The following is a 24,105-nucleotide window of genomic DNA, read 5'->3' as shown; positions in this document are numbered from 1 at the left end:
ACACCGATGAACGACACGACAGCTGTCTCGGACACCCCGATCTTCGACCTGCTCGTCCTCGAAACCGGCCTGCGCTGGCCCGCGGACGAGGCGGCCACCACCGACGCGGAAGCCGACCCCGCGCCTTAGGAGCGAGCGAACCACAGTGACGTGTCAGGTGGAATGGTCGCCTCGTCGTCGCGCGGGGCACTGGACAGCGCGAGGACGCCGTCCGGTGGATCGAATGCGACGGCGCTCTTGCTGAAGTTCGTCACGCAGGCCAGCGATCCGCCGCGCACGAACAGCAAGGGTCCTTTCCGGTCGACGCTGACATCCGCCCAGGTGGCTCGACCCCCGTTGGCCTGGAGGTCGCGCCGGATGGCGAGTGCGGCGCGGTAGAGGTTAAGTGTTGAACCGGCTTCGCTCTGCTGGGCTTCGACGCTGTAACCGGCGAACCAGGATGGCTGCGGCAGCCAAGGGTTCGGGCCGGAGCTGAAGCCGAACGACGGTCCGTCCGAGGTCCAGGGGATCGGCACACGGCAGCCGTCCCTGCCGACATCTTCGGCGCCGTGCCGGGCGAAGACCGGGTCATGCCGATCTTCCGGCGCGATGTCGAGCACTTCGGGCAGGCCGAGCTCTTCGCCCTGGTAGAGGTACGCCGTGCCGGGTAGCGCCAGCATCAGCAGCAGTGCCGCGCGGGCACGCCGTTCGCCGAGTTCGAGGTCGACCTCACCGCGGGGCCGCATCAGGGCGGCGAACGGGTCGCTGCTCGCGATCGGGGGTGCGGGCCGGGTGACGCCGTAGCGGGTGACGGCACGGAAGACGTCGTGGTTGTTGAGCGTCCACGCGGTCGAATTCCCGCTGATCGCGGTGCGGCGGGCGCGCCGCACCGAGTCCTGCACGGCGGCGGCGTTCCAGCTCCGCGTCAGCAGGTCGAAGTGGAACGCCTGGTGGAGCTCGTCGGGGCGCAGGTACTCGGCCATGTCCTCGGCCACGGGCGTCCAGATCTCCCCGACGAACATGCGGGGGTGGTCGGGGCCGTAGCCGTCGGCGATGGCGCGCCAGCGGCGGTAGATCGCATGGACCTGGTCCTGGTTCCAGGCGTGGCGGTTGTAGCCGCCTTCGGTCCAGTCGCGGAGTCCGGGATCCTTGAACAGCCCGTGCGCGACGTCGATCCTGAAGCCGTCGACCCCTCGGTCGAACCAGAAGCGCAGCACCTCGTCGAAGTAGGCGACGGTCTCGGGGTCGGCCCAGTTGAAATCCGGCTGCTGCGGGGTGAACAGGTGCAGGTACCACTGTCCCGGTGAGCCGTCTGGCTCGGTGACCCTGGTCCACGCGGGGCCGCCGAAGAGCGCCGCCCAGTTGTTGGGCGGGAGTTCGCCGCTCGCGCCGCGGCCGTCGCGGAAGTGGAAGCGGGCCCGCTCGGCCGAGCCCGCCGGCGCGGCGAGCGCCGCGGTGAACCAGGGATGCTCGGAGGAGCAGTGGTTGGGCACGAGGTCGAGCAGGACACGAAGGCCGCGCGCGTGGGCGGCCGCGAGCAGTGCGTCGAGCGCGGCCAGGTCGCCGTATTCGGGGTTGACGTCGAAGAAATCGGCGATGTCGTAACCCTGGTCGGCTTGCGGCGACGGGTAGCACGGGTTCAGCCACAGCGCGTCGACGCCGAGGTCGGTGAGGTGATCCAGCCGGGCCGTGATGCCGGCGAGATCGCCGATCCCGTCGCCGTCGCCGTCGGCGAAGGAACGGACGTAGATCTGGTAGACGACGGCGTTGTCCCACCAGGATCGGTTGCGTGGCAAGGCATGGGTTCGCGCGAGGTCGAACACGGGCGGGTCTCCTGAAGCCGGTGGTGCGGGATCGAGATCAGGCAGCCGGAACCGGGCCGGTGCTGCCGTTGAGCACGAGCCGGGTTTTCAGCAACGTCTTGCTGGGCGGCGGCGTTCCGTCGCCGAGCCAGTCGAGCAGGAGCCTGGCCGCCGTCGCGCCTTGGTCGGCCACCGGCTGGGCGACGGTGGTCAGGTCGACCAGCCCGGTCAGCTCGTGACCGTCGAAGCCGACCACCGACACGTCCTCAGGCACTCTCAGCCCGGTTTTGCGTAGCCCGCGAAGAGCGCCGAACGCCATCTCGTCCGATGCCGCGAAGACGGCCGTCGGTCGTTTCGCTCCGGTGAGCAGGGTGGTCATGGCCGTTTCACCGCCGCTGACGGTGAAGTGCCCGTCGGCTTCCATGGGCTCGCCGAGTTCGAATTCGGCCATCGCGTCCTGGTACGCGCGCAGGCGTGCCCGCGGGGTGGGGAACCCGAGCGGGACGGGATCGAGCTGCCCGATGAAGGCGATGTCGCGGTGCCCCAGCTGGGCGAGCAGCCGGATGGCGCTACGGGTCGCGGCGTAGTCGTCGATCCCGACCATGGGGATGCCCTCGGCGACCTGCCCGACGCTCACGACCGGCAGGTCGAGCCCGGTGAGGGCTTGGGTCTCCGGCTCGGTCAGTGGCAGGGACAGCACCAGCACGGCATCGACTCGCTTGCGCAGCGGCAGCTCGGCGAAGAACCGAGTGCGGCCCGCGGTGTCGCCGATGTTGTACAGCAGCGTGGCCATCCCCGCCTCGCGGAGCACTTTCTCGGCGCCGGCGATCACCGTGGAGAAGTACCAGCGGTCGAGATAGGGCACCACCACACCGACGGTCGCCGTGCGTCCGCTCGCCAGGCTCGAGGCGGACGGCGAGCTGACGTAGCCCAGCTCGGCGGCCGCCGCCCTGACCCGGTCCCTGGTCGTGACGGCGACGGAGGGCAACCCGCGCAGCGCTCTGGACACCGTCGCCGGCGACACCCCGGCCAGCTGGGCCACATCGTCCAGGCTGCTCGACATCGAACCTCCTCCACGTGCTCTCTCCTGTGCAGCGTACTTGAAAGCAAGCGCTTGCACAGTCAGTACTGGTTCTTGCTGGGTCATAGATCAGTTTCGCGGGTTCGTCCGTGCGGTCTCTAGTGCAAGCGCTTGCATCGGTCTTATGATGCGGCGTACCCCCAGGCAAGGAGGCCTGATGACGTCCACACCTCCGCGTGCCGCCGCGACATTCGCGACCGTGATGATCGGACTGGGCACGCTTGCCGCGTGCTCGGCTTCGCCGGGCGGTACGACGATCAACCTGTTCATCTCGCCGGAAGACCACTTGCAGACGGTGGTGGATCGCTGCTCCGGCCAGTCGGGCGGGCGCTATCGGATCGTGTACAACAAGCTGCCGCGCGGCGCAGACGACCAACGCGTGCAACTGGCCCGGCGGCTCGCCGCCGGTGACAAGGCCTTGGACATCATGGGCCTCGACGTGACCTGGGTACCCGAGTTCGCCGAGGCGGGCTGGGCGGAGGAATGGACCGGCGCGAACCAGGCCGAAGCGGTCAAGGACGTGCTGCCGGGCCCGCTCGCGACCGCCACCTGGAACGGCAAACTCTATGGCGCCACGAAGAACACCAACGTCCAGCTGCTCTGGTACGACGACCGGGTCACCCCGAAGCCGCCGTCGACGTTCGACGAGATGATCGCCGAGGCCACCCGGCTCCGCGCGGCGGGCAAACCGTCGAACGTGGTGTTCACGGGCGCCCAGTACGAGGGCTTGGTCGTCTTCTACAACACGCTGGTCGCCTCGGCGGGCGGCAAGATCCTGTCCGACGACGGCAAGAGCGTGGTGATGGACCAAGGCGCGGTGAAGGCGTTGGCGCTGTTGAAGACCCTCGTGACGAGCGGGGTCTCCGACCCGTCGGCCAGCAACCAGAAAGAGGACGACATCCGGCAGGCGTTCCAGCGCGGAACCGCCGCGTTCGAGTTGAACTGGCCGTACGTCTACGCCTCCTACGCCAAGGAAAAGCCCGCGGATCTCGCGCACTTCAAATGGGCGCGCTACCCGTCCGTGGCTCCCGGCACGCCGAGCCGGGTCACCATCGGCGGGTTCAACCTCGCGGTGAGCTCGTACTCGCGGCACAAGGCGGAGGCGTTCGAGGCGGCACTGTGCCTGCGCAGTCCGGCCAGCCAGAAGTACCAGGCGCTCGTGGACGGGGTGCCGCCGAGCGTCGCCGGTGTCTACTCCGACACCACCCCGCTCGATCCCGCGAAACCTGTCGACGCCAAGGCGAATCCGACGATGGCGGACCAGTATCCGATGAAGGCCGACATCCGGGCCGCGCTCGCCGAAGCCGCGATCCGGCCGCTGACCCCGGCGTATCAGAACCTGTCGACGGTCATCTCGAAAGTGCTCTCGCCGCCGTCCTCGATCGAGCCGGAGGCCACCGCCGAGGAACTGCGCGATCGGCTGACCGACGCGTTGAACTCGAAGGGCATCATCCCGTGACCGCCGGTGGCCCGGCGGTGCCGGCGAGCTGGTCGCGCAGCGCGCGGATCTCGCTGTTGGCGGCGGAGAGTTCGTCTTCCAGCCCGATGATGCGGGCGGCCGAGGCGAGGGTGTGACCGTCGTCGAACAGGACGCGGATGCGGGCGGCGAGTTCGAGCTGGCGGCGGCTGTACCGGCGGTGACCGCCGTCGGAGCGCTCGGGTCGCAGCAGTGCGGCGGTGTCGAGGCTGCGCAGGAAAGCCTGCTGGACATCGAGCAGGCTGGCCGCTTGACCGGTGGTGTAGGCGGGATAGTCGGCGTCGTCAAGCTTCTTCAAGGACACACACCAGGTTAGCTTCAGTAGGCACTTGACACAATCTCCAGTGCGTACTATAAGAAACGTATCGGTCAGTTGTACCTGGTGAAGACGTCCTGGGAGTGATCGACATGTCAGGCCGCAGCGTTGCCCCGCACGCTGACTTCGCCACGCTGGTCCTCGATGACCCAGCCTGGCTGCGTGCGGAGTTCGAGGCGATCGTGGCCGCCAATTTCGGCGCCACGCCGGATTTGCCCGTCCGTCGCGCGCCCACGCCGTCGCATCCGCGAGGTGACCGCCCGGCGGGCCGGCGCGTCCGGATGCCGCTCGGCCACGGCGACCTCGCCAGAACAGCGCGAAGAGTCGGTGCCCGGGAACGGTCACCGCCCCGCGCCGGGCGAACTCGATGAACGACCACGCGGCAAGGAGGTGAGAACAGGCAGGGAACGGCTCAACGGAGCCTGTGCGATGGCCGCGCCCCACCGCATCGCCGGTACGAACCACGACTGAGGTCCCGGCACAGCGTCTAGTGACGTACTCAGGCGGCAGCCATCGCGGGTGGCCGTTCACCCTGCAGCGCCAAGGAAAACCGTCGTTTCGCAGAGACAGTCAAGTCGATCGCCGCCGCGGCTCCGCGCCGCGGCGGCACGGACCTTTCCCGCCGGACGTCGCGAATGTCATTGCCCGGAAGGCCAAATGGGTCGTGAGTGTTCCGGCCGGTTAGAACCGGCCATATTTGGTGATCTACGCGGGTCGTGCTCGTCGGCATCTGCACGAACGGGGCTCTTGTAGCGCTCGCGGTGACAAGGGTGGCCCTTGTTACCTCCAGCGTGACAAGGGCCACCCTTGTTTCGCCAGCGAAACCGGCAAAAGGTGCATCGTGGGACGTATTTCGGCTCGTGAGGTGTGATCGGGTGTGCGAGGGGAAGGTTTGCTGCATCTAACGCAGCAAACCTTCCCCTCGCACCAGGCAGCGCCGCGAATTCCGCCGTAGGTGACCAAATACGGGTCGGCCAGCACTGGGCCTAAACACTCACGACACATTTCCTCCTCAGTCAACTTGCCTACCCTTGCAAGCAGGTGGCCAGCCGCGGCGAACGGAAGGATCTGGTCGCACAACGTCTGGATTCGTCCACTCGCGAAGATCAACTCGCCCACGCCTGAAAGGCTTGCGCGAGTGGTACCTCTGCTCCGTTGGATGCAGCGGAGTCACCACTCGCGCGGACACACCACTCTGACCTTCCCCTCACCAAGTCGGACCAGGCTGGGTTTCGCGATGGTGGAGAGTGTCGGCGACGAGGGCCTTGGCGACGTCGTGGAGCTTGGTGTTGGTGTCCTGGGACAGGCCCACGAGGATGGCGAAGGCGTCGTCGGGCTGGCAACGGCGCTGCCCGATCAGGATGCCTTTGGCCTGTTCGATGACGCCGCGGGTACGCAGGGCTTCGCGCAGGTGGTGGTTTTCGCGCAGGACCGCGCGGTGGGCGTGATTCAGCCTGGACACGGCGCGCAAGGCCTGAGTGAGTTCTTGCGGATGCGCCTGCCACCATTCCGTGCCCCGGGGCTCTTCCGTGGGCGCGCCGATGATGTGATCGATGTCGGTGATGTCTTCGACGTGATGCAGGATCCCGATGGTCATGTCGTCGGCGTCGCGCAGTGGCACGTTCAGCGGTGCCCAGATTTTCCGGACGAACCTGTGCCGGTCGTCGGGGGAGGGCACGTCGTACCGCTGAAGCCCCATGTCGTGTCGCTGTCCGTGGCGTAGTACCTGCTCGAGCGAGTCGGCGAGGTTGGCGACGCCGTCGGCGCCGGGGTCATCGGGATTGTCGGGGAAGGCGTCGAACAGGTAGCTGCCGACGAGGTCGCCCGCGGTGGTGAGGGTGGCACTGGTGTAGGCCGGGTTGGCGGCGCGGATACGCAGGTCGGTGTCCAGGATCAAGTACGGCGCGGCGGTGGTGACAAAGGCCGGATCGGCGCCGATGCGAGCCAGCGGAGCAGCTGAGGTACTCATGCTGTCGCCTCCTCCAAGGGCAAAGTGCAGGAGTGTCTCTCGCGTACGGGGTTCCTTCGCGGACTGCCATCGCAGACTCCACGCCGCCCTACTACCCAGCACTCGGGACTCTGAATCTTCACTCGGCGCCGACGCCGCTCCAGGGGTCTCAGCAACGCGTGTCTACCCTGGTCTGATGGCCGGTCTCGTGTTGATGTTGTTCGCGGTGGTAGCGGTGGCGGTGCTGGCGCGCCGGGGCACGATCGCGGTGCCGGTGGCGTTCGGGACCGCGACGGTGTTCGCGCTCGGTGCTGCGGTGGCGGAGCTGACCGACAATGTGATCGACCATGATGGCCTGACTCGGGGTGATCTCGGTGAGCTGCAGTGGTTCATCGCTCATCGCTCTGGCTGGGTGACCTCGCTCGCGGTGGGGATCAGTGACGCGGGCGACACCCTGCCGATGGCGGCGCTGGCCGGGGTCGTGTGTGCCTGGGCGGCGTGGCGGCGGCGGTGGGACCAGGTGGTGCTGGTGGCGGTCGCCACCGCGGGCGCCGGTGCGTTGGTGCTGGCGCTCAAGATGCTGGTCGGGCGATCGAGGCCGCCGGTGATCGATCGCCTGGTGCCCGAGACCAACCAGTCTTTCCCATCCGGGCACAGCCTGAGCTCGGCCGTCGTGCTCGGTGTGCTCGCTACGTTGGTGGTGCTGCACACCCACCGGCGCGCGGTGCGGATTTTCGCGGTCACCGCGGCGGTGTCCGCGGTCGCACTGGTGGGGCTGTCGCGGCTGTACCTCGGCGTGCACTGGCCCTCCGATGTGCTCGGCGGCTGGACGATCGGCATGTTGTGGCTGGCCACCTGCGTGACCGTGTACATGGGGTTTCGCCGTCGCTCCGCGACCGGGCATGCCGTTCTGGCAAGCTCTGGCAGCGCCACGGACACCTGACCGCGAGATCCCGGACCGGGTCTTTCAGGGACACGTCACGACCTGGCCTGCCCAGGACAGCCCGCCGCCGAAGGCGAAGAGCAGCACCGGTTCACCGGAGGGCAGCTCGCCGCGAGAGACCATTTTGGACAGTGCGAGCGGGACCGACGCCGCCGAGGTGTTCCCCGAGTCGACGACATCGCGGCCGATGACGACGTCGTCACGGAGCTCGAGACGGTCTGTCAGCGCCTCGATGATCCGCAGGTTGGCCTGGTGGGTGACGACTCCGGCGAGGTCCGTGGTGGCGATGCCCGCGCGACGGCAGGCCTCCGCCGCGACGGCGGGCAGTTCCTGGGTGGCCCAGCGGAACACCGACTGGCCGTCCTGGGCGAATGAGGGTTGCCACTCGTCCACGAGCCGGACCAGGTGCCTGCGTGCCGGGTCGGAACCCCAGACGACCGGGCCCACCGCGGCCGCGTCGTCCGCGCTGAGGATGGCGGCGCCCGCGCCGTCCCCGAGCAGGACGCAGGTGCTTCGGTCGGTCCAGTCGGTGATGTCCGACATCTTCTCCGCGCCGATGACCAGCGCGTGCTGGGCGGCGCCCGCCCGGACGGCGTGGTCGGCGGTGGCCAGCGCGGTGCAGAAACCGGCGCAGCCGTTGTTGAGGTCGAAACAGACCGGGCTCGTGATGCCCAGGCGGCCGGCGACCTGAGCGGCGATCGACGGGCAGCGGTCGATCGCGCTGCAGGTGGCGACGGTGACCATGCCGATGTCGCCCGGTTCGAGGCCCGCCGAGGCCAGCGCCTTCGCCGCGGCTTCGGTGGCCAGATCGGCTACCGAGCCGTCCGCGATATGGCGCTGGGCGATGCCGGTGCGGCGGCGGATCCACTCGTCGGACGTGTCGACCATCCTTTCGAGATCGGTGTTGGTCAGCACGCGGGCGGGCTGGTGGTGACCGAGCGCGGTGATGCGGGAGCCGGGCATCTGTCCCTCCTCAGGGGTCGGACCCGAAATATAGCAACCGATCGTTCGTAATCTATAGTGGTCGCATGAGCCCTCGGAAGTCGGTGGCCGAGTCCCGTCTCACCCGGCAGCGCATCCTCGATGTCGGCCTGGTGATCGCGTCCGCGGAAGGCCTGGAGGGGTTGACCATCGGGCGGCTCGCCGCTGAGCTGGGGATGAGCAAGGCGGGCGTGATCGGCCATTTCGGCACCAAGGAGAGCCTTCAGCTGGCCGTCGTCGACGCCGCCGCCGACCTGTTCGTCCGCGAGGTGCCCGAACGCGCCCGCGGCGTGGCGCGGGGGCTGCCGTATCTGCGCGCGGCCTGCGAAGCGTGGATCTCGTATCTGGAGCGTGAGCTGCTTCCCGGCGGCTGCTTCTTCACCGCGGCGGCGGCCGAGTTCGACGGCAGGGAAGGACCGGTGCGCGACGCCATCGCCGGCATGGACGTGCTCTGGCAGCGGGAGCTGCGCGTCAACATCTGGCGTGCGATAAGCCTGGACGAGCTGCCGCCGGACACCGATATCGACCAGCTGCTCTACGAGATCGTCGGGATCATGGTGGCACTCAACCATTTCCTGCAACTGCACCGCGACCGCCAAGCCCCGGCCCGCGCGCGCCGCGCGATGAAACGACTGTTCTGACTCGCGCTCGCGCGATATCCCGTGGGAGAGCATCGACCCCGAGTAGACCGGTCCGGGTGTGGGTACACCCCCGCCTATGAGCACACCGGAGATCGACCCGGCGACGGCCGCGTCCATGGAAGAAGACGCCGACTTCGCGGGTGAGCACACCGAGCCGACCTTGCATGACCAAGACGGCGACGAGACCGGATCCGACGAAGGCCGGAGCGACAGTGGAGGGCTGGCGCCGGAGAACGAAAAGCCGAACTGAAGCCGACCACCGATGAACGCTGCTTGGCAGGTCCGTGCCGGGCGGCACGGTGAACGTGAACAGGCGGCCCTGGGCGAGGGGCTCCTGATCGTCGGCTGGGACCAGGTGTCAGACCTCGCCGAATACGAAACCAGGGCCGAGCTGCGACTGGACCTCAGGCACCGCTACGCCGGAAATCCGCACTCGACGATCGTCAACTGGACAGGCCAGCTTTGGCGATTTTCGCGAGAGATGATGCTCGGCGATGTGGCGGTCATGCCCATCAAAACCCTTCGCCTGTACGCGATCGGCGAGATCTCCGGCGACTACCGATATCGGCGGGAGGCGGCGGCAGGCTTCAGGCATGTGCGCCCGGTCCACTGGCTGCGGACGGATGTGGACCCGGAGGAGATCGGACCTGATCTGTTCAGCAGTCTGAGTGCGCAGCTCACCGTGTGCAGGCTTGCCCGGCATCACGCGCCTGATCGTCTTCGCGGACTTCTCGCGGCTCAGTGAGGAAAGGGCAAAGGTGGCGTGGCGCCCCGCAGCTCGCTTCACCGCGCGACTACATCGAACTCGGTCAAGGAAATCCACACCGGCCTGCCCCGGAACACGCCATATTCGGCCTTCCGCTCACTAACCCGGTTTTGGGAGGCGCGACCTCGGGTAGCCGGTGCGGACCGGCAGGCGAGGAGAATTCATGACACGGGCCGACCAGGAACGACGCATCAGCACGGCCACGGCTTCCGTGCCTGACACGCTGCGGGTGGCGGCCATGGTGGCCGCGCCGACGATCGCCGTGGGGATCATCAAGCGCCGCCCGCACATGATGGCGCTCGCGCAGACGATCCAGGCCGACCGCGCGGGGATCAGGCTGCTGCGCCGGTTGCGTGCCAAGTACGGCGACGGCCCGCTGCGGCTGCGTGTTCCCGGACGGTCGGTCACTCTTCCGCTCGCCGCCGAGGACGTGGGTGAGCTGCTCGCGGGCGCGCCGCACCCGTTCAGCCCGGCCACCAGGGAAAAGAAGGCCGCGCTCGGACATTTCCAGCCGAACGGCGTGCTGATCTCCGAACCCCCGGAGCGGGCGGAACGCCGTCGCTTCAACGAAACCGTGCTCGAGCCCGGGCAGCCCCTGCATGAACTGGCAGCGCCATGGGCGGCGATCATCCGCGACGAGGCCGCGAGCCTGCGTGGCGCCGAACTCGACTGGACGGGCTTCGATCAAGCCTGGTGGCGGGTCGTGCGCCGAGTGGTGCTCGGGGGCGATAACGCCGCCGATCGCGAGGTCACCGACCTGCTCGATCGGCTGCGGCTGGATGCCAATTGGGCGTACGCGCGCCCGCCGCGACGGCGGCTTCGCGAGCGGTTCCTGAACACGGTGCGCCGTCAGGTCGGCTGGGCTCGTCCGGACAGCTTGGCGGCGAAACTCGCGAAAGTGCCGGGGGACGGCGCGCTCGACCCGGCCGGTCAGGTGCCGCATTGGCTGTTCGCCTTCGACGCCGCCGGGATCGTCACGTTCCGAGCCTTGGCGCTGCTGGCCACTCATCCGGTCGAGGCCGAGCGGGCGTGTAGCGGCCTCGGTTCGCTGGACTTGGCCGTGCCGCACCAGCTGCCGTATCTGCGTGCGTGTGTGCTCGAGTCTGTGCGGTTGTGGCCGACCACTCCCGCACTGCTGCGCGAAAGCCGGGTGGACACCGAATGGGGTCCGGACGGCACGACGGAGTTCGTCTACACCCCGTTCTTCCATCGCGATTCCGAGCGCTTGCCTTACGCGGATCGGTTCGAGCCCGAGATCTGGCTGGACGGACGTGCCCAGGAGAACCCCGCGCTGGTGCCGTTCAGCGCCGGTCCCGCGATCTGCCCCGGACGCGACCTGGTGCTCTTCACCGCGTCGACGATGCTCGCGAATCTGCTGCGGGACAACCGTTATGAGCTGCGGGGAACCTCCATGACGCCGGGCAGGCTGCCCGCGACGGTGAACAACTTCGGCCTGCGCTTCGAGTCGATCGCGGAGCCGCTGTCCGCTCAGCGGACCGGGTGATCATTGGCGGGCGCCGTGATGTTTACCGGCGGTCGTGCCGGGTACCGGTCAGCATATGGTGAAAATCGGCTACTTCCTGTCCTGTGAAGAGTTCGGCCCGCGCGAGCTGGTCGAACAGGCGAAACGGGCCGAAGCGGCCGGGTTCTCCGGACTGTGGATTTCGGATCACTTCCATCCCTGGCTGGACGCCCAGGGCAACAGCCCCTTCGTCTGGTCCGTGATCGGCGCGCTCAGCGAGGCCGTTTCGCTGCCCGTGACGACCGCGGTCACCTGCCCGCTGATCCGGATGCACCCGGCCATCGTGGCGCACGCGGCCGCGACGGCGGCCGTGCAGTGCCGCGGCGGGTTCAGGCTCGGGCTGGGCACCGGAGAGGCGCTGAACGAGCACGTCACCGGCGAACGCTGGCCCGTTCCCACGGAACGGATCGAAATGCTGGCCGAGGCGATCGAGGTCATCCGCGCGTTGCACACCGGCAAGGAGATCAGCCACCGCGGGAAGTACTACACCGTCGAGAACGCCCGGCTCTACACCGTGCCGGACGAGCCCGTGCCGATCTACGTCTCCGGTTTCGGGCCGAAGGCGACCGAGCTCGCCGCCGCGTCCGGTGATGGGTTCTGCACGGTCTCGCCGGACGCCGACCTGGTGCGGCGGTATCGGGAGGCGGGTGGCGGCCAGCGGCCGGTGCAGGGCGGGATGAAGGTGTGCCTCGCCGAGTCCGAAAAGGAGGGTGTCGAGACGGCGCACCGCTTGTGGCGCAACGAAGCCCTGCCCGGGCAATTGCCTTCGACGTTGCCGAATCCGCGGGACTTCGAGGCGGCGACGGAACTGGTCACCGAGGACATGGTCCGCGAGATGATCCCGTGCGGACCGGATGTCGGCCGCTCGATCGAGCAGCTCGGGAAGTTCGCCGACGCCGGGTTCGACGAGGTCTACGTGCAGCAGATCGGGTCCGAACAGGACAGGTTCTTCGAGGTGTGGGAGAAGGAAGTCCTCCCGCGCGTGTGATGGCCGCGACGAACACCCAGACCGAAGGAGAAACCGAGTGGTTTCGGTGGAAGAACGGGCGATGATCGCGATCGTGGACCCCGACACCGGCGAGCCCGTCGGCGCCATGCCGGTGGCCTCGACCTCGGAGGTCGGTGAGGCCCTGGACAGCGCCAGGCGCGCTCAGTCCCGGTGGGCTCGCACTCCGGCGGCCGAACGCGCCGCGGCGGTGCGGGCCGGCGCCGCGCTCGTCCGGGAGCGGGCCGATGACCTCGCGGAGCTGAACAAGGCCGAGACCGGGCGCCCGGTCGGCGAAGCCAGGGAAGGCGTGCTGGCGGGCGCCGCGACGCTGGAGCAGTACGCCGAGCTAGGGCCGGTGCATCGGGGCAAGACCCTGCTGGGCGCGTTCGACGCGATCGACATGATGGTGCCCGAGCCACGCGGCGTGGTCGTCGCGCTGACGCCGTGGAACGACCCGGTCGCCGTCTCCTGCGGCCTGCTGGGCGCCGCGCTGGTCACCGGCAACACCGTCGTGCACAAACCCAGCGAACGGGCACCGCACACCGGCGATCTGCTCGGACGGCTCCTGGAAAGCGTTCTGCCCCAAGGAGTTCTGCGGACACTGCACGGCGATGGCTCGGTCGGCGCACTGCTGGCCGGGTCCTCGGAGGTGGACGTGGTGGCGCACGTCGGCGGCACGGCCACCGGCCGGTCGATCGCGGCGGCCGCCGCGGTGACCGGCGCCAAGACGATCCTCGAGAACGGCGGTAATGACCCGCTGGTCGTCGACGCCGATGTCGATCCGGTGTGGGCGGCGGAGCAGGCCGCGCTCGGCGCGTTCGCGAACTCCGGCCAGATCTGCGTCGCCGTGGAACGGATCTATGTGCACGAGGCGGTGGCCGAGCCGTTCCTGGCCGCCTTGTGCGCGGAAGCGTCGAACCGCTCGCTCGCGCCGCTCGTCGACCGGCGGCACCGCGATCATGTCCATGCCCACGTGGCCGACGCGGCTCGAAACGGCGCCGAAATCCTTACCGGGGGCGAGATCCCCGGCGGGCCGGGCGCCCATTACCCGGCGACCGTGCTCGCGGGCTGCGAGCCGTCGATGCGGGTCATGAATGAGGAGACCTTCGGGCCGGTCGCGCCGGTCCGGGTCGTCCCGGGGTTCGAGCGGGGCCTGGCCGAGGCGGCGCAGGACGCGCACGGGCTCGCGGCGACGGTGCTCACCGCGAATTCCGCGCACGCGCAGCAGGCGTGGCGGGTGCTGCCCGCGGGCACCGTCAAGGTCAACGCCGTGTTCGGCGGGGCACCGGGCGGAGCGGCGCACCCGCGCGGGCTGAGCGGCAACGCGTATGGCTATGGGCCCGAGCTGCTCGACGAACTGACTCAGACGAAGGTCGTCCACCTGGGGCAGGCGATCGAACGGAAGGCGACGTCATGAAGGTGAGCACGGAGGCGGCACGCGAGATCCACGGCCTGATGGCGGCGGAAGGCGTGGTGCCGGAAGGCGGGCTGCGCGTCGACGCGCTCGCCGACCAGCCCCCGGGCGACGCGGTGGCGATCCAGACGGAGGTGGCCGCGACGGGGACCGAGACGGACCTGGTCTTCGCGGACGAGGAGACCGGCGCGCGGGTGTTCCTCGACCTGGCCAGCGCGGAGGTCGTGGGCGACCGGACACTCGTTGTCGGGGCGCGGGCCGGGGAGTTCGAGGTGCGCTGACCCCGGTTCTGCTAACGAGGATGTGGTTCACCGGGCTTTCCGGTCCCGACACCCGTCCTGAGGAACGGAGTGCCCGCGAGTGCCCGCGCGTCGAGCAGGTTGCGGGTGTCGACCAGCACCGGCCGCGCGGCGACGGCCGCGAGCTGGGCCCAGTCGAGGTCGCGGAACTCGGGCCATTCGGTCAGCACGACGATCGCGTCGGCCTCCTTGGCGACCAGCGTGGGGTCGCCGGCCACGGTCACCGGGCCCACCTTGTCGCGCCCGGTGACGCCGGGGTCGTAGCCGGTCAGGACGGCGCCTGCCCGCGCCAGCTCGTCGGCGATGGCGAGCGCGGGGGAGTGGCGGAGGTCGCCGGTGCCCGCCTTGAACGTCAGCCCGAGCAGGCCGATGCGCGCGCCCGCCAGCGACCCCGAAGCCGAACCGGTGACCGCGCACCGGATCTTGCGGACGATGACGGCCTGCTGACGGGCGTTGGCGCGCACCGCGTCGCGCAGCATGGCGAAGTCGATGCCAGCGTGTTCGGCCGTGCGCAGCAGCGCGCTGGTGTCCTTCGGCAGGCACGAGCCGCCCCAGCCGGGGCCCGGCGACAGGAACGCGGGCCCGATCCGGTCGTCGAGGCCCATCACCGCCGCGACCTCGGCGACCTCGGCGCCTAGCCGTTCGCAGAGCTCGGCGAGGACGTTGACGTAGGAGACCTTCATCGCCAGGAAGGCGTTGCTCGCGTACTTCGCCAGCTCGGCGCTCGCCGGATCGGTCCGCAGCACCGGCGCCCCGGTGGACGCGTACAGCGCGGCGACCCGGTCACCCGCCTCCTGATCGGCCGCGCCGACGACGATCCGGTCCGGGTGCAAGAAGTCCTCGACGGCGAACCCCTCGCGCAGGAACTCCGGGTTGCCGACCACCTGGACGTCGGCACGGCACAGCAGCTCCGCCGCGCGTTCGGCCGTGCCGACCGGGACGGTCGACTTCAACACCACCACCCCGTCGCGCCCCAGCAGATCGCCGAGCGAGCCGAGCACGGACTCCAGCACGCTCAGATCGGCGTGCCCGTCCGCGGCCATCGGGGTCGGCAGGCACAGCATGACCATGCCGATGCCGCGCAGCGGATCGAGCGAGGTCGTGAAGGTGAGTTTCCCGCTCGAAAGGCCTTCGCGGACGAGTTCCGGCAGCCCGGGTTCGGCGATCCCCACCTCGCCGGCCAGCAAATAATCCACTTTGGACGGATCATTGTCCACGCACACCACGGAGTTGCCCAGCCGCGCCAGGCAGGCCGCGCTGGTGAGGCCGACGTACCCGGCGCCGATGACCGCGAGCTCAGCCATGGGCCACCCGCTCGCCGACGAGACGGCGCGCCGCCGCCAGCACCCGGTCCGCGCACAGCAGGAGCAGGCCGGAGTGAGGCTGGTCGGCGTGCGGGTCGCCGACGTCGCCGACCCAGAGCGTGACGTGCTGCCGGGCGTCCGGCGGCGGCCCCCACAACCGGGGCGGCGTCGGCCCGAACAGCAGCACCGACGGGGTGCCGAACGCGGTCGCGAGATGCCCGACGCCGGTGTCGCCGCACAGCACGAGCGCCGCGTCGGCGACCAAGGCCGCGAGATCGGCGAGGCCGGTCCGGCCTGCCAGGACGGCGTCGTCGTCCAAACCGGCTTGCGACGCGACGTTCGATGCCAGGCCGACCTCGTCCGGACCGCCGGTGACGACCACCCGGTGCCCGTCGCGGGCCAGCGCCTTCGCCACCGACGCGAACCGGTCCGGTGGCCAGCGCCGCGCGGGATACGCCGCGCCGGGATGGATGACGACCGCGCCGGGCGCCGGGCTCAGCCGGTCGATCGACAGGCCGAGGTCGGTCCGGTCGGTGGTGATCCCGGCGTACTCGAGCAGCCCGCACCAGCGGTCGACCTCGTGCAGGTCGGCACGCCACGGGTACTGCCCGTGCGTGATCAGTTCGCGCGGGTCGAGCGCGAGCAGGTCGGTGGTGCTCCGCGGGCCGCGGCCGTGCAGGTTGACCGCCAGCCGAGGCGGCGGGCCCGCCCACTCGAGTTCGCCGAGCCCGGAGGTCGGCAGCAGGTCGTCGACCGCGCCGATCAGCGGGACCAGTTCGCTCAGCGACGGCGGCGCGGCCAGCACGAGCCGCTCGCCGGGGAACGCGCGGCGCAGCGCGCGTAACGCGGGGACGCCGGTGAGCAGGTCACCGAGCCCCAGCGCGCGCAGCACCAGCACGGTCACGGCCAGGACCCTTCTTCGGACGAGCACACGACCAGCTCGCGCACCTCGCACCCGGGCGGCTGGCTCAACGCGAAGACCACGGTCCGCGCGACGTCCTCCGGCCGGTTCAGCTTGGCGTCGGGCGGCGGTTTGTACTGCTCGGCCCGGTCGTCGAAGAACGCGGTGTGCATGCCACCGGGGATCAGCAGCGTCACGCCGATCCGGCCCGCCGTCTCGGCGGCGAGCGCGCGGGTGAAGCCGACGATCCCGAATTTCGAGGCGCAGTAGGCGGTCGCGTCGCTGACGGCCTTGACGCCGAGCGTCGACGCCACGGTCACCACCTTGCCGTGCGACGCTTCGAGATAGGGCAGCGCCGCGCGCACGACGGCGGCCGTGCCCAGCAGGTTGACCTGGACGACGCGTTCCCAGTCCTTAGTGGACACATCGTCGAATCGGCCGCAGGCGTCGGTGCCCGCGGCGGTGAACACCGCGTCGAGGCCGCCCGCGCGGTCGGCGAGCTCGCGCACGGCCGCTTCGGCCGCCGCCGAGTCGGCGAGATCGGCCACCACGTGATCGTCGGCGGAGTCCGGCGTGACCCGGTCGATGACGAGCGGCGAGCCGCCCGCGTCGCGGACCGCGGCGACCGTGGCCGCGCCCAGCCCGGACGCGCCGCCGGTGATCAAGACCTTGCCCAGCATGGTTCTCCCTGTCAGTGGTCGATGAGCCTCAGTGGTTGATGAGCTTGGTGGTCGAGTAGCCGCCGACCAGCGGGACGAGCACCACCTCGCCGACGTGGTCGCGTTCGGGCAGGTGCGTGCCCGCGTAGTCGCCGCCCTTGACCCAGATGTCCGGCCGCAGGCGCCGCAGCACCCGCACCGGCGACGGCTCGTCGAAGACGGCCACGGCGTCCACAGAGGACAGTTCGAGCAGCATCCTGGCGCGGTCGCGCGCGGGCACGATCGGCCTGCCAGCGCCCTTCAAGCCGCGCACGGACTCGTCGGAGTTGAGGCAGACGATCAACGCGTCGCCGAGCGCGCGCGCCTGCCGCAGCAGGCTGAGATGCCCGGGATGCAGCAGATCGAAGCAGCCGCCGGTGGCCACCAGCCTGCCGCCGTCGCGGCGGACGCTTTCGGCGAGCCCGAACGCGGTGCCGTCCACGGAGACCGGCGCCTCCCGGGTGTCGCAAGTGGACACGGCGGCGGCGCCACCGGCCGCGACGAACCGCGCGGCCGCCGTGACCGCGACGGTCACCGCCTCCCGGGTCGACGCGCCGTCGAGCAGCGCGGCCGCGGCTGCCGAGGCGAATCGGTCGCCCGCACCGCAGGTGTCGAGCGCGCGGATGCCCCGCGGCACCGGGATCGTGGACACCCCGGCCTCGTCCGCGAACACCGCGCCTCGCGAGCCGGCCGTCACGGCCAGCGCGTCGGCGGACCACTCGGCCCGCAGCAGCTTGGCGAGTTCCTCCGGCTCGGCGTGCCCTGGCGCGAAATGCCGCGCCTCGGCCACATTCGGGGTCACCAGCCGGGAACCGGGCAGCGGCGAGGAGCCGCGCGGGTGCGGATCCCACACCACCGGCGCCGTCGTGGTGGTGAGCAGCCTGCGGACTTCCGGGTGCTGGGCGACGCCCCTGCCGTAGTCGGCGACGAGGATCGCGCCCGCCGACCGGATGGCGTCACGTACCGGACCGGGCAGCGGGCTTTCAGCGGCCAAGCCGTCACCGGAATCCATGCGCAGCAACGATTGCCCGCCCGCGCGGACCCGGCGTTTCGCCACCGTGGCACCGCTGAGCGGCATCCGCGCGATCTCGACGTCCCGGCTCAGCAGCCGGGTGAGGCTCGCGCCGGCGGCGTCGTCGGCGAGTGCGGTCACCAAGGTCACCTGGGCGGCCGTCCTGGCCGCGAGCACCGCGGCCAGGCCCGCGCCGCCGGGGCGCCGCCATTCCCGCGCGACATCGACCACCGGCACCGGCGCCTCGGGGCAGAGCCGGTCGGCGGTGCCCTCGACGTCGACGTCCAGCAGTGCGTCGCCGATCACCACGAGCGGCCTCACGTGGGCACGCCCAGTGCCTCGTCGAGCGCCGTGCACAACGCGTGCACCAGCGCCAGATGCACCTCCTGCACGGTGGCGGTGCTCGGCGCCTCGACGGCGACCGCGTCGTCGCAGATCGCCGCGAGCGGGTTCGGCGCCGGGCCGGTGAACGCCCACGCGGTCATGCCGATGTCGAGCGCCGCCTTGGCCGCGGCGAGCACGTTGGGACTGGTTCCGCTGGTGGACAACGCGATCAGCACGTCGCCCGGCCTGCCGTGCGCACGCACCTGCCGCGCGAACAGCTCGCTTTCGCCGTAGTCGTTGACGATGGCGGTGGCCGACGACGTGTCGGCGTGCAACGCGATCGCCGACAGCGGCTGCCGTTCGTTGCGGAACCGGCCGACGAGTTCGCCGGTGAGATGCTGGGCCTCGGCGGCGCTGCCGCCGTTGCCACAGGTCAGTAATCGCCCGCCGCGGCCGAGAACGCCGGCGAGGTGCGTGCCCCAGTCGCGGAGCCGGGGCGCGCTCGCGTCCATCCGTCGTAGAGCGAGGTTCAGAGCCGCGAAATGCTCTTCGATCATGAGACACCTCCCGAGGTGAGTTCCGTCAGCGCTGTCAGCACCTGCGACGGGGTGATGGAGTCGAGACACGGATGCCCGGGCACCGGGCAGACCTTGGCGCGGCTGTTCCGGCACGGCGCGTGCTGATCGCCGAGCAGGGCGGCGCGCACGCCGAACGGGGCCCAGCGCGCGGCGGGCACGACCGGGGCGAACAGCGAGACCACCGGCGTGCCGACGGCGGCGGCCAGATGCGCTGGCCCGGTGTTCGGCGCGATCACCCCGCGCGCCCCGCCCAGCACGGCCGCCAGCTCGGGCAGGCTCGTGGCCCCGCCGAGATCGACGGCCCAGTCACCGGCCGCGGCCTTGGTGAGTTCCTTTTCGGAGCCGGTGACCACGACCCGATGCCCGGCGTCGGCGACCGTGCGGGTGACGATCGCGGCCCAGGCCGCGGTCGGCTGCCTGGCGGGCACCGAGGCTCCGGGATGCATGACCACGTAGCCGGGAGGACCGGCCAGCGCGGTGACATCGGGCAGCGGCCGCTTCAGCCGGAGCCTGCCGTCGTCACCGGCGGGCAGGTCGTAGCCCGCCGCGCGGGCGAGCGAAAGCATGCGCAGCGCCTCGGGCGGATCCCCGGGCACCCGGTGGCGAAGATCGAGCAGTGAGCCGGGGTAGTCGTCGCAGATCGCGCCGATCCACGGCACGCCCGCGAGCCGCAGCAGCAGCGCGAGCGGAAGCGGCGACTGATGGAACGACGTGAGCACGAGCGCCGCGTCGAGTTCGAGGTCGCGCAATCGCCCGAGCAGCGCGCCGACGCTCGGCGCGGTCAGCGGCGGCGGCTCGGGGTCGATCCACGGCGCGCACCAGGTGAGCACCTCGTCGACGCCCGGCAGCAACTCGGCCGCCGCACGCCCGCGCGGGCCCGCGAGCAGCGTGACGTGGTCGGCCCCGGCCGCGACCGCGCGGACACAGGGCCCCGCGAGTAGCACGTCCCCGACGCTGTCCATGCGCGCGACCAGCACTCGCCTGGTCATCGCAGCGCCAAGCGGACCGCGTGCGCGAGGTCGCGCGCGACGGCGGCCTCCCGGTGCGCACGCACGATTTCCCCTGGCCGGGTGCGCTGGGTCGGCACCAGCACGGCGCGGGCGCCAGCGGCGAGCGCGGCGTCGACGTCCGCGCCGGTGTCGCCGATGACCACGCACCGGCTGACGTCGACGCCGAGGTCGCGGGCCGCGCGCAGGACGAGTCCCGGCGCGGGTTTGCGGCAGCAGCAGCCGTCCTCGTCGCCGTGCACGCAGACCTGCCAGGTGCCGAACGGGCCGAGCAGCTCGTCGACGCGGGCGTTGACGGCGGCGAGCTGGCCGTCGTCGATCAGACCGCGCGCGACCCCGGACTGATTGCTGACCACCCCGACGCGCACGCCGGATTCCCTGAGTCCACAAAGGATCTCGCGGGCGCCCGGCACCGGGCGGACGCCTTTGGGGTCATTGAGATAAGGCACGTCGACGATCAGGGTGTCGTCACGGTCGAAGAGGATGGCCTCGGGAGGATGCGGCCGCCGGTGGATGATCTCGCCGCGCAGCCGGTGAAAGCACGCGGCAGGCGGGATGAGGACGCTGGTCGCGAGCATCCGGCCGACTTCGCCGGGTGTGCGCGGGCCCGCGAGGATCCGCCGCGCCGCGAATTCCGCGGTCAGCCCGGTCCAGGCGCCGAAAGCCGCGAGTGCCTTGGATTTCCTTCCGGTGACGGCGAAACCCAGCGCGGCGAGCGCGGCGGCCGTGGTCAACGCGTGCTTGCCGAGCCTGCCGGGGCCCGCACCCGTCTGCTGGCGCCACAGCACGCCGTGCTTGCGCCGCATGAGCGCGTTGTCGGCGTTGCCTGCCTGCGCCTTGAGGCTGGCGAACGGCCCGGCGCGGCGCGCGGGATGCGTCGTGACCCGTTTTCCTTGCACGATAAGGTATCCGGCCTTCGTCACCCGCAGCGCGAGATCGGAGTCCTCACGGAACGCGCGCGGGAAACGCGGGTCGAACCCGCCCACCTCGACCAAAGCGGTGCGCCGGTAGGCCATGTCCGCGGTGATCCAGCGTGCGGTCTCCAGCCCGGCAGTGCCGCGTTCGTCGTCGGCGGGGCGCCGGTCGGCGGGCAGCGGGACGACGATCCGGCCCTGTGACGCGCCGGCGTCGCGGCCCAGCGGCAGCAGGTCTTCGGCGAGCCGCTCGGCCCAGTCGGCGCCGACCAGCACGTCGTCGTCGAGGAAGGCGATCCATTCGCTCGCGGCGGCGCGCCAGCCGACGTTGCGCGCGGTCGCGGGGCCATGCCCGCCGGAGCGCAGCACCCGCACGTGGCCGGGCACCGTGAGTCCGGCTTCCTTCGCGCGGTCGTCGACCACGATGATCTCCGCCGGCCGCGGGCCGGTCATCTCGTCCAGTGCGGTGAGCAGCAGCGCGAGATTGTCCCGGCCGGTGGTCGGGATGACGATCGTGTAGTCGAGGCTCATGCGCGCCTCACCGCGAACGGCCCGAGCGCGAGCAGGTCCACCGGCGCGGAGCCGAAGCATTCGAGCGCGTCACGCGGGCTGTCGACCATCGGGCGGCCCGCGGTGTTGAGGCTGGTGTTGATCACCGCGGGAATGCCGGTGCGCGCGTCGAACTCGCGCAGCATCCGGTCGAGCAGCGGCTGGGAGCCGTCGACGGTCTGCACGCGCGCGGTGCCGTCGACGTGGGTGACGGCGGGAAGGCGGTCACGCCAGTGCTCCGCGACGTCGTGCACGAAGAGCATGTACGGACTCGGCAGCGGCCCGCGCGAGAAGATCTCGGCGGCCCGGTCGGCCAGCACCATCGGCGCGACCGGCCGGAACTGCTCGCGGCCCTTGACGTCGTTGAGCCGTTCGAGGTTCGCGGGGCGGCCGGGATGGGCGAGCAGGGACCGGTGCCCGAGCGCGCGCGGGCCGAACTCGGCGCGGCCCTGAAACCAGGCGACGATCTGGTCGGCGGCCAGCGCCTCGGCCACCTCCACGGCGATGTCCGGCGGCCGGTCGTAGCGGACTTTCGCTTGGCGCAGCACCTCTTCGAGCGCGTCGTCCGGCCAGCCACGGCCGAGATCGGCGCCCGTCATCGGCGCGACCGGCTCACCGAAGTCGGCCGACAGCTGCAGTGCCGCGCCGAGCGCGGTGCCCGCGTCGCCGGACGCGGGCTGCACCCAGACGTCCCGGAACGGGCCCTCGTCGTGCAGGCGTGTGTTCGCGACACAGTTCAGCGCGATGCCGCCGGCGAGGGTCAGCGCCGTCTGGCCGGTGCGCTCGTGCAGCCAGCGCGTGAGGTCGAGCAGCACCTCCTCGAGACAGCGCTGGACACTCGCCGCGAGTTCCGCGTGCTCGGGCCGGAACTGCTCGCCCGGTGCGCGCGGCGGCGCGAAGGTGCGCCAGTCGAACGGCTCGGTATGGAAGCCGCCGTCGCCGGTGGCGTACACGAGATCGCGGAAATTCCGCAGGAACGTCGGGTACGCGCGGGACGCGAGCGCCATGACCTTGTATTCGTCGCTGGACCTGGCGAACCCGAGATGCTCGGTCAGGTCCTCGTACAGCAGGCCGAGCGAGTGTGGAAGACGTTGGGACGCCAGCTCTTCCAGTTTCCCGTCGCGGTATTCGCCAGCCAGGTACGAGGTCGCCTCGCCCCGGCCGTCGGCGACGAGCACGGCCGAGTCGGGGAACGGCGACGCCAGCGCGGCCGAGGCGGCGTGCGCGACATGATGGCGCACGAACCGGACGATGCCCGGATCGAGGCCCGGCAGCGCGGTCTTGAGGAACTTCGGCGCGCGGCGCGCGTAGTCGGTCCGCAGCTCCTCACCGGAGGAGTCGGTGCCCGGCAGGCCGTGCTCGACGAGTCCGGGATCGTAGGAGTACCCGACGGCGTCGAGGTCGTGCGCGCCGATCCCGGCTTCGGCGAGGCACCAGGCGGCGGCCTGCTCGGGCAGTTCCCATGCGGAGAACGGCACCGGCCGCTTTCCGTGCTTGCGGCGGCTGAAGCGTTCTTCCTCGGCGGCGGCGATGATCTCGCCGTCGACGATCAGCGCGGCGGCCGGATCGTGGAACACGGCGTTGATACCGAGTATGCGCACGGGGTGACCTTCCTGCTCGGGCTTGGTCCGACAGCGTTACCCAGTGGAACCACGCCTAAACGAATCGAGGAGAAACCCCTGGGCGTCGCTACTCAGCGAAGCGGCTCTCCGGTGCGCGCGAACCATTCGACCGTCTGGCCGAGACCTTTCTCCAAGGGCGTTTCCGGCCACCAGCCGAGTGCCTGCCGCGCCAGCCCGATGTCCGGGCAGCGCCGCCGGGGATCGTCGGTGTCGGGTTCGCCGTGCTCGACGGGCGAATCGGAACCGGTGACCTCGCGGACGCGTTCGGCGATCTCCAGCACGGTGTATTCGTCGGGATTGCCGAGGTTGACCGGGCCCGCGTGCCCGCTGAGCGCGAGCGCGATCAGGCCGCGCACGGTGTCGTCGACGTAGCACAGCGAACGGGTCTGGAGGCCGTCCCCGTGGACGGTCAGCGGCTCGCCAGCCAATGCCTGGCCGATAAGCGTGGGGATCAGCCTGCCGTCGCCGGGGCGCATGCGCGGGCCGTAGGTGTTGAAGATGCGGGCGATCGCGGTGTCGGTGCCGTGCTCACGGCGATAGGCGGAGGTCAGCGCCTCGGCGTACCGCTTCGCCTCGTCGTAGACACTGCGCGGGCCGATCGGGTTGACGTTGCCCCAATAGCTTTCGCGTTGCGGGTGTTCGAGCGGGTCGCCGTAGACCTCGCTGGTCGACGCGAGGACGAAGCGCGCGCCGTGCGCGCGGGCGAAGTCGAGCGCGTGCGCGGTGCCGAGCGAACCGGCGCGCAGTGTCTCGATGGGCAGGCGGAAGTAGTCACGCGGGGACGCCGCGGACGCGAGGTGGAACACGGCGTCGCAGTGGGGCAGCCGGGGGAGCGGCTCGGTGACGTCGTGCTCGACGAACTCGCCGATCGCGTGCGCACGATCGCCGGTGGCGAGGTTGTCGACGCAGATGATCTCCGTTCCCTGCCTGCTCAGGTGCTCCGCGAGATGCGAGCCGACGAACCCGCAGCCGCCGGTGATCAGTGCCCTGTCCAGTCGCTTGGTCATGCCGGTCCGTTTACCCGGCCTCGGCCACGGGT

24 protein-coding genes are annotated in these 24,105 nt (G+C 70.6%); 10 read left to right on the top strand and 14 right to left on the bottom strand.

Translation table 11 applies throughout. The annotated features are described in order from the left end of the window. Positions 1–6 precede the first annotated feature (6 nt). Positions 7–129 (top strand): hypothetical protein, encoded by a 123-nt coding sequence (locus BLV57_RS44295; protein ID WP_281244473.1) that lies wholly within the window; start codon positions 7–9, stop codon positions 127–129. Here BLV57_RS44295 and BLV57_RS39325 read toward each other — a convergent pair. Both BLV57_RS39325 and BLV57_RS39320 read right to left on the bottom strand, forming a co-directional pair. Beyond that, a complete protein-coding gene (locus BLV57_RS39325) occupies positions 126–1,802 on the bottom strand; it encodes a glycoside hydrolase family 13 protein (RefSeq protein ID WP_091298900.1) in 1,677 nt (558 codons plus the stop codon). The genes BLV57_RS44295 and BLV57_RS39325 overlap by 4 nt on opposite strands. Before the next feature lie 37 nt (positions 1,803–1,839). Beyond that, entirely contained in the window at positions 1,840–2,844 is a 1,005-nt protein-coding gene (locus BLV57_RS39320) for a LacI family DNA-binding transcriptional regulator (protein ID WP_218134980.1), read from the bottom strand. 175 nt (positions 2,845–3,019) lie between these two features. Here BLV57_RS39320 and BLV57_RS39315 point away from each other — a divergent pair, with 175 nt between their 5' ends. Beyond that, the gene (locus BLV57_RS39315; RefSeq protein ID WP_176969010.1) at positions 3,020–4,321 is read left to right on the top strand and encodes an ABC transporter substrate-binding protein; all 1,302 of its coding nucleotides are present in this window, start codon (positions 3,020–3,022) and stop codon (positions 4,319–4,321) included. On the opposite strand, the gene BLV57_RS39310 is transcribed toward BLV57_RS39315, so the two are convergent. Both BLV57_RS39310 and BLV57_RS44140 read right to left on the bottom strand, forming a co-directional pair. Continuing rightward, a complete protein-coding gene (locus tag BLV57_RS39310; protein WP_091298897.1) occupies positions 4,311–4,643 on the bottom strand; it encodes a MerR family transcriptional regulator in 333 nt (110 codons plus the stop codon). The genes BLV57_RS39315 and BLV57_RS39310 overlap by 11 nt on opposite strands. A 1,219-nt stretch (positions 4,644–5,862) precedes the next feature. After that, positions 5,863–6,624, bottom strand: coding sequence for an ANTAR domain-containing protein (locus BLV57_RS44140; RefSeq protein WP_091298894.1), 762 nt, complete (start codon positions 6,622–6,624; stop codon positions 5,863–5,865). Positions 6,625–6,799: 175 nt separating this feature from the next. Here BLV57_RS44140 and BLV57_RS39295 point away from each other — a divergent pair, with 175 nt between their 5' ends. Next, on the top strand, positions 6,800–7,546 hold the full coding sequence (locus tag BLV57_RS39295) for a phosphatase PAP2 family protein (protein ID WP_176969009.1): 747 nt from the start codon (positions 6,800–6,802) through the stop codon (positions 7,544–7,546). 24 nt (positions 7,547–7,570) lie between these two features. Here the strand turns inward: BLV57_RS39295 and BLV57_RS39290 are convergent, their stop codons facing one another. Beyond that, positions 7,571–8,509 carry a beta-ketoacyl-ACP synthase III gene (locus BLV57_RS39290; protein ID WP_091298891.1) on the bottom strand — a complete coding sequence of 313 codons (939 nt, stop codon included), beginning with the start codon at positions 8,507–8,509 and terminating at the stop codon, positions 7,571–7,573. Between the two features lie 65 nt (positions 8,510–8,574). On the opposite strand from BLV57_RS39290, the gene BLV57_RS39285 reads away from it, so the two are divergent. The 7 genes from BLV57_RS39285 (at position 8,575) to BLV57_RS39260 (ending at position 14,139) form a co-directional block, all read left to right on the top strand. Continuing rightward, positions 8,575–9,168, top strand: a complete 594-nt coding sequence (locus BLV57_RS39285; RefSeq protein ID WP_091298888.1) for a TetR/AcrR family transcriptional regulator — start codon at positions 8,575–8,577, stop codon at positions 9,166–9,168. Between the two features lie 76 nt (positions 9,169–9,244). After that, entirely contained in the window at positions 9,245–9,418 is a 174-nt protein-coding gene (locus BLV57_RS43545; RefSeq protein ID WP_176969008.1) for a hypothetical protein, read from the top strand. A 12-nt stretch (positions 9,419–9,430) separates the two neighbouring features. Then, on the top strand, positions 9,431–9,913 hold the full coding sequence (locus BLV57_RS39280) for a restriction endonuclease (RefSeq protein WP_091298885.1): 483 nt from the start codon (positions 9,431–9,433) through the stop codon (positions 9,911–9,913). Positions 9,914–10,097: 184 nt separating this feature from the next. After that, complete coding sequence (locus BLV57_RS39275) at positions 10,098–11,438, top strand: cytochrome P450 (RefSeq protein WP_091298882.1); 1,341 nt, start codon at positions 10,098–10,100, stop codon at positions 11,436–11,438. A gap of 55 nt (positions 11,439–11,493) precedes the next feature. Then, positions 11,494–12,444, top strand: a complete 951-nt coding sequence (locus BLV57_RS39270) for a TIGR03557 family F420-dependent LLM class oxidoreductase (RefSeq protein WP_091298880.1) — start codon at positions 11,494–11,496, stop codon at positions 12,442–12,444. A 61-nt stretch (positions 12,445–12,505) separates the two neighbouring features. Beyond that, positions 12,506–13,861, top strand: coding sequence for an aldehyde dehydrogenase family protein (locus tag BLV57_RS39265; protein WP_091299138.1), 1,356 nt, complete (start codon positions 12,506–12,508; stop codon positions 13,859–13,861). Continuing rightward, on the top strand, positions 13,858–14,139 hold the full coding sequence (locus tag BLV57_RS39260) for a hypothetical protein (RefSeq protein ID WP_091298877.1): 282 nt from the start codon (positions 13,858–13,860) through the stop codon (positions 14,137–14,139). The genes BLV57_RS39265 and BLV57_RS39260 overlap by 4 nt, the downstream gene beginning before the upstream one ends. A gap of 11 nt (positions 14,140–14,150) precedes the next feature. On the opposite strand, the gene BLV57_RS39255 is transcribed toward BLV57_RS39260, so the two are convergent. From BLV57_RS39255 to BLV57_RS39215, 9 genes are all read right to left on the bottom strand, one after another. Next, positions 14,151–15,461: a UDP-glucose dehydrogenase family protein gene (locus tag BLV57_RS39255; RefSeq protein ID WP_091298875.1), complete on the bottom strand. Its 1,311-nt coding sequence runs from the start codon at positions 15,459–15,461 to the stop codon at positions 14,151–14,153. Further along, on the bottom strand, positions 15,454–16,371 hold the full coding sequence (locus BLV57_RS39250) for a glycosyltransferase family 9 protein (protein ID WP_091299135.1): 918 nt from the start codon (positions 16,369–16,371) through the stop codon (positions 15,454–15,456). Before BLV57_RS39250 ends, BLV57_RS39255 begins: the two co-directional genes overlap by 8 nt. Then, positions 16,362–17,042, bottom strand: coding sequence for an SDR family oxidoreductase (locus BLV57_RS39245; protein WP_091298872.1), 681 nt, complete (start codon positions 17,040–17,042; stop codon positions 16,362–16,364). The genes BLV57_RS39250 and BLV57_RS39245 overlap by 10 nt, the downstream gene beginning before the upstream one ends. A 28-nt stretch (positions 17,043–17,070) precedes the next feature. Beyond that, positions 17,071–18,393, bottom strand: a complete 1,323-nt coding sequence (locus tag BLV57_RS39240) for a PfkB family carbohydrate kinase (protein WP_091298870.1) — start codon at positions 18,391–18,393, stop codon at positions 17,071–17,073. Further along, positions 18,390–18,953 (bottom strand): D-sedoheptulose-7-phosphate isomerase, encoded by a 564-nt coding sequence (locus BLV57_RS39235; protein WP_176969007.1) that lies wholly within the window; start codon positions 18,951–18,953, stop codon positions 18,390–18,392. Before BLV57_RS39235 ends, BLV57_RS39240 begins: the two co-directional genes overlap by 4 nt. Next, positions 18,950–19,963 (bottom strand): glycosyltransferase family 9 protein, encoded by a 1,014-nt coding sequence (locus BLV57_RS39230; RefSeq protein WP_091298868.1) that lies wholly within the window; start codon positions 19,961–19,963, stop codon positions 18,950–18,952. The genes BLV57_RS39235 and BLV57_RS39230 overlap by 4 nt, the downstream gene beginning before the upstream one ends. Then, a complete protein-coding gene (locus BLV57_RS39225; protein WP_091298866.1) occupies positions 19,960–21,426 on the bottom strand; it encodes an HAD-IIIA family hydrolase in 1,467 nt (488 codons plus the stop codon). Before BLV57_RS39225 ends, BLV57_RS39230 begins: the two co-directional genes overlap by 4 nt. Then, entirely contained in the window at positions 21,423–23,045 is a 1,623-nt protein-coding gene (locus tag BLV57_RS39220; protein ID WP_091298863.1) for a carbamoyltransferase family protein, read from the bottom strand. The genes BLV57_RS39225 and BLV57_RS39220 overlap by 4 nt, the downstream gene beginning before the upstream one ends. 92 nt (positions 23,046–23,137) lie before the next feature. Next, positions 23,138–24,073, bottom strand: a complete 936-nt coding sequence (locus BLV57_RS39215; protein WP_091298860.1) for an NAD-dependent epimerase/dehydratase family protein — start codon at positions 24,071–24,073, stop codon at positions 23,138–23,140. Between the last annotated feature and the right edge of the window lie 32 nt (positions 24,074–24,105).

The organism is Amycolatopsis xylanica (assembly GCF_900107045.1).
GTDB lineage: Bacteria > Actinomycetota > Actinomycetes > Mycobacteriales > Pseudonocardiaceae > Amycolatopsis > Amycolatopsis xylanica.
Note: the sequence above shows the minus strand (reverse complement) of the source record. Positions and strands in the feature narration are given on the sequence as shown.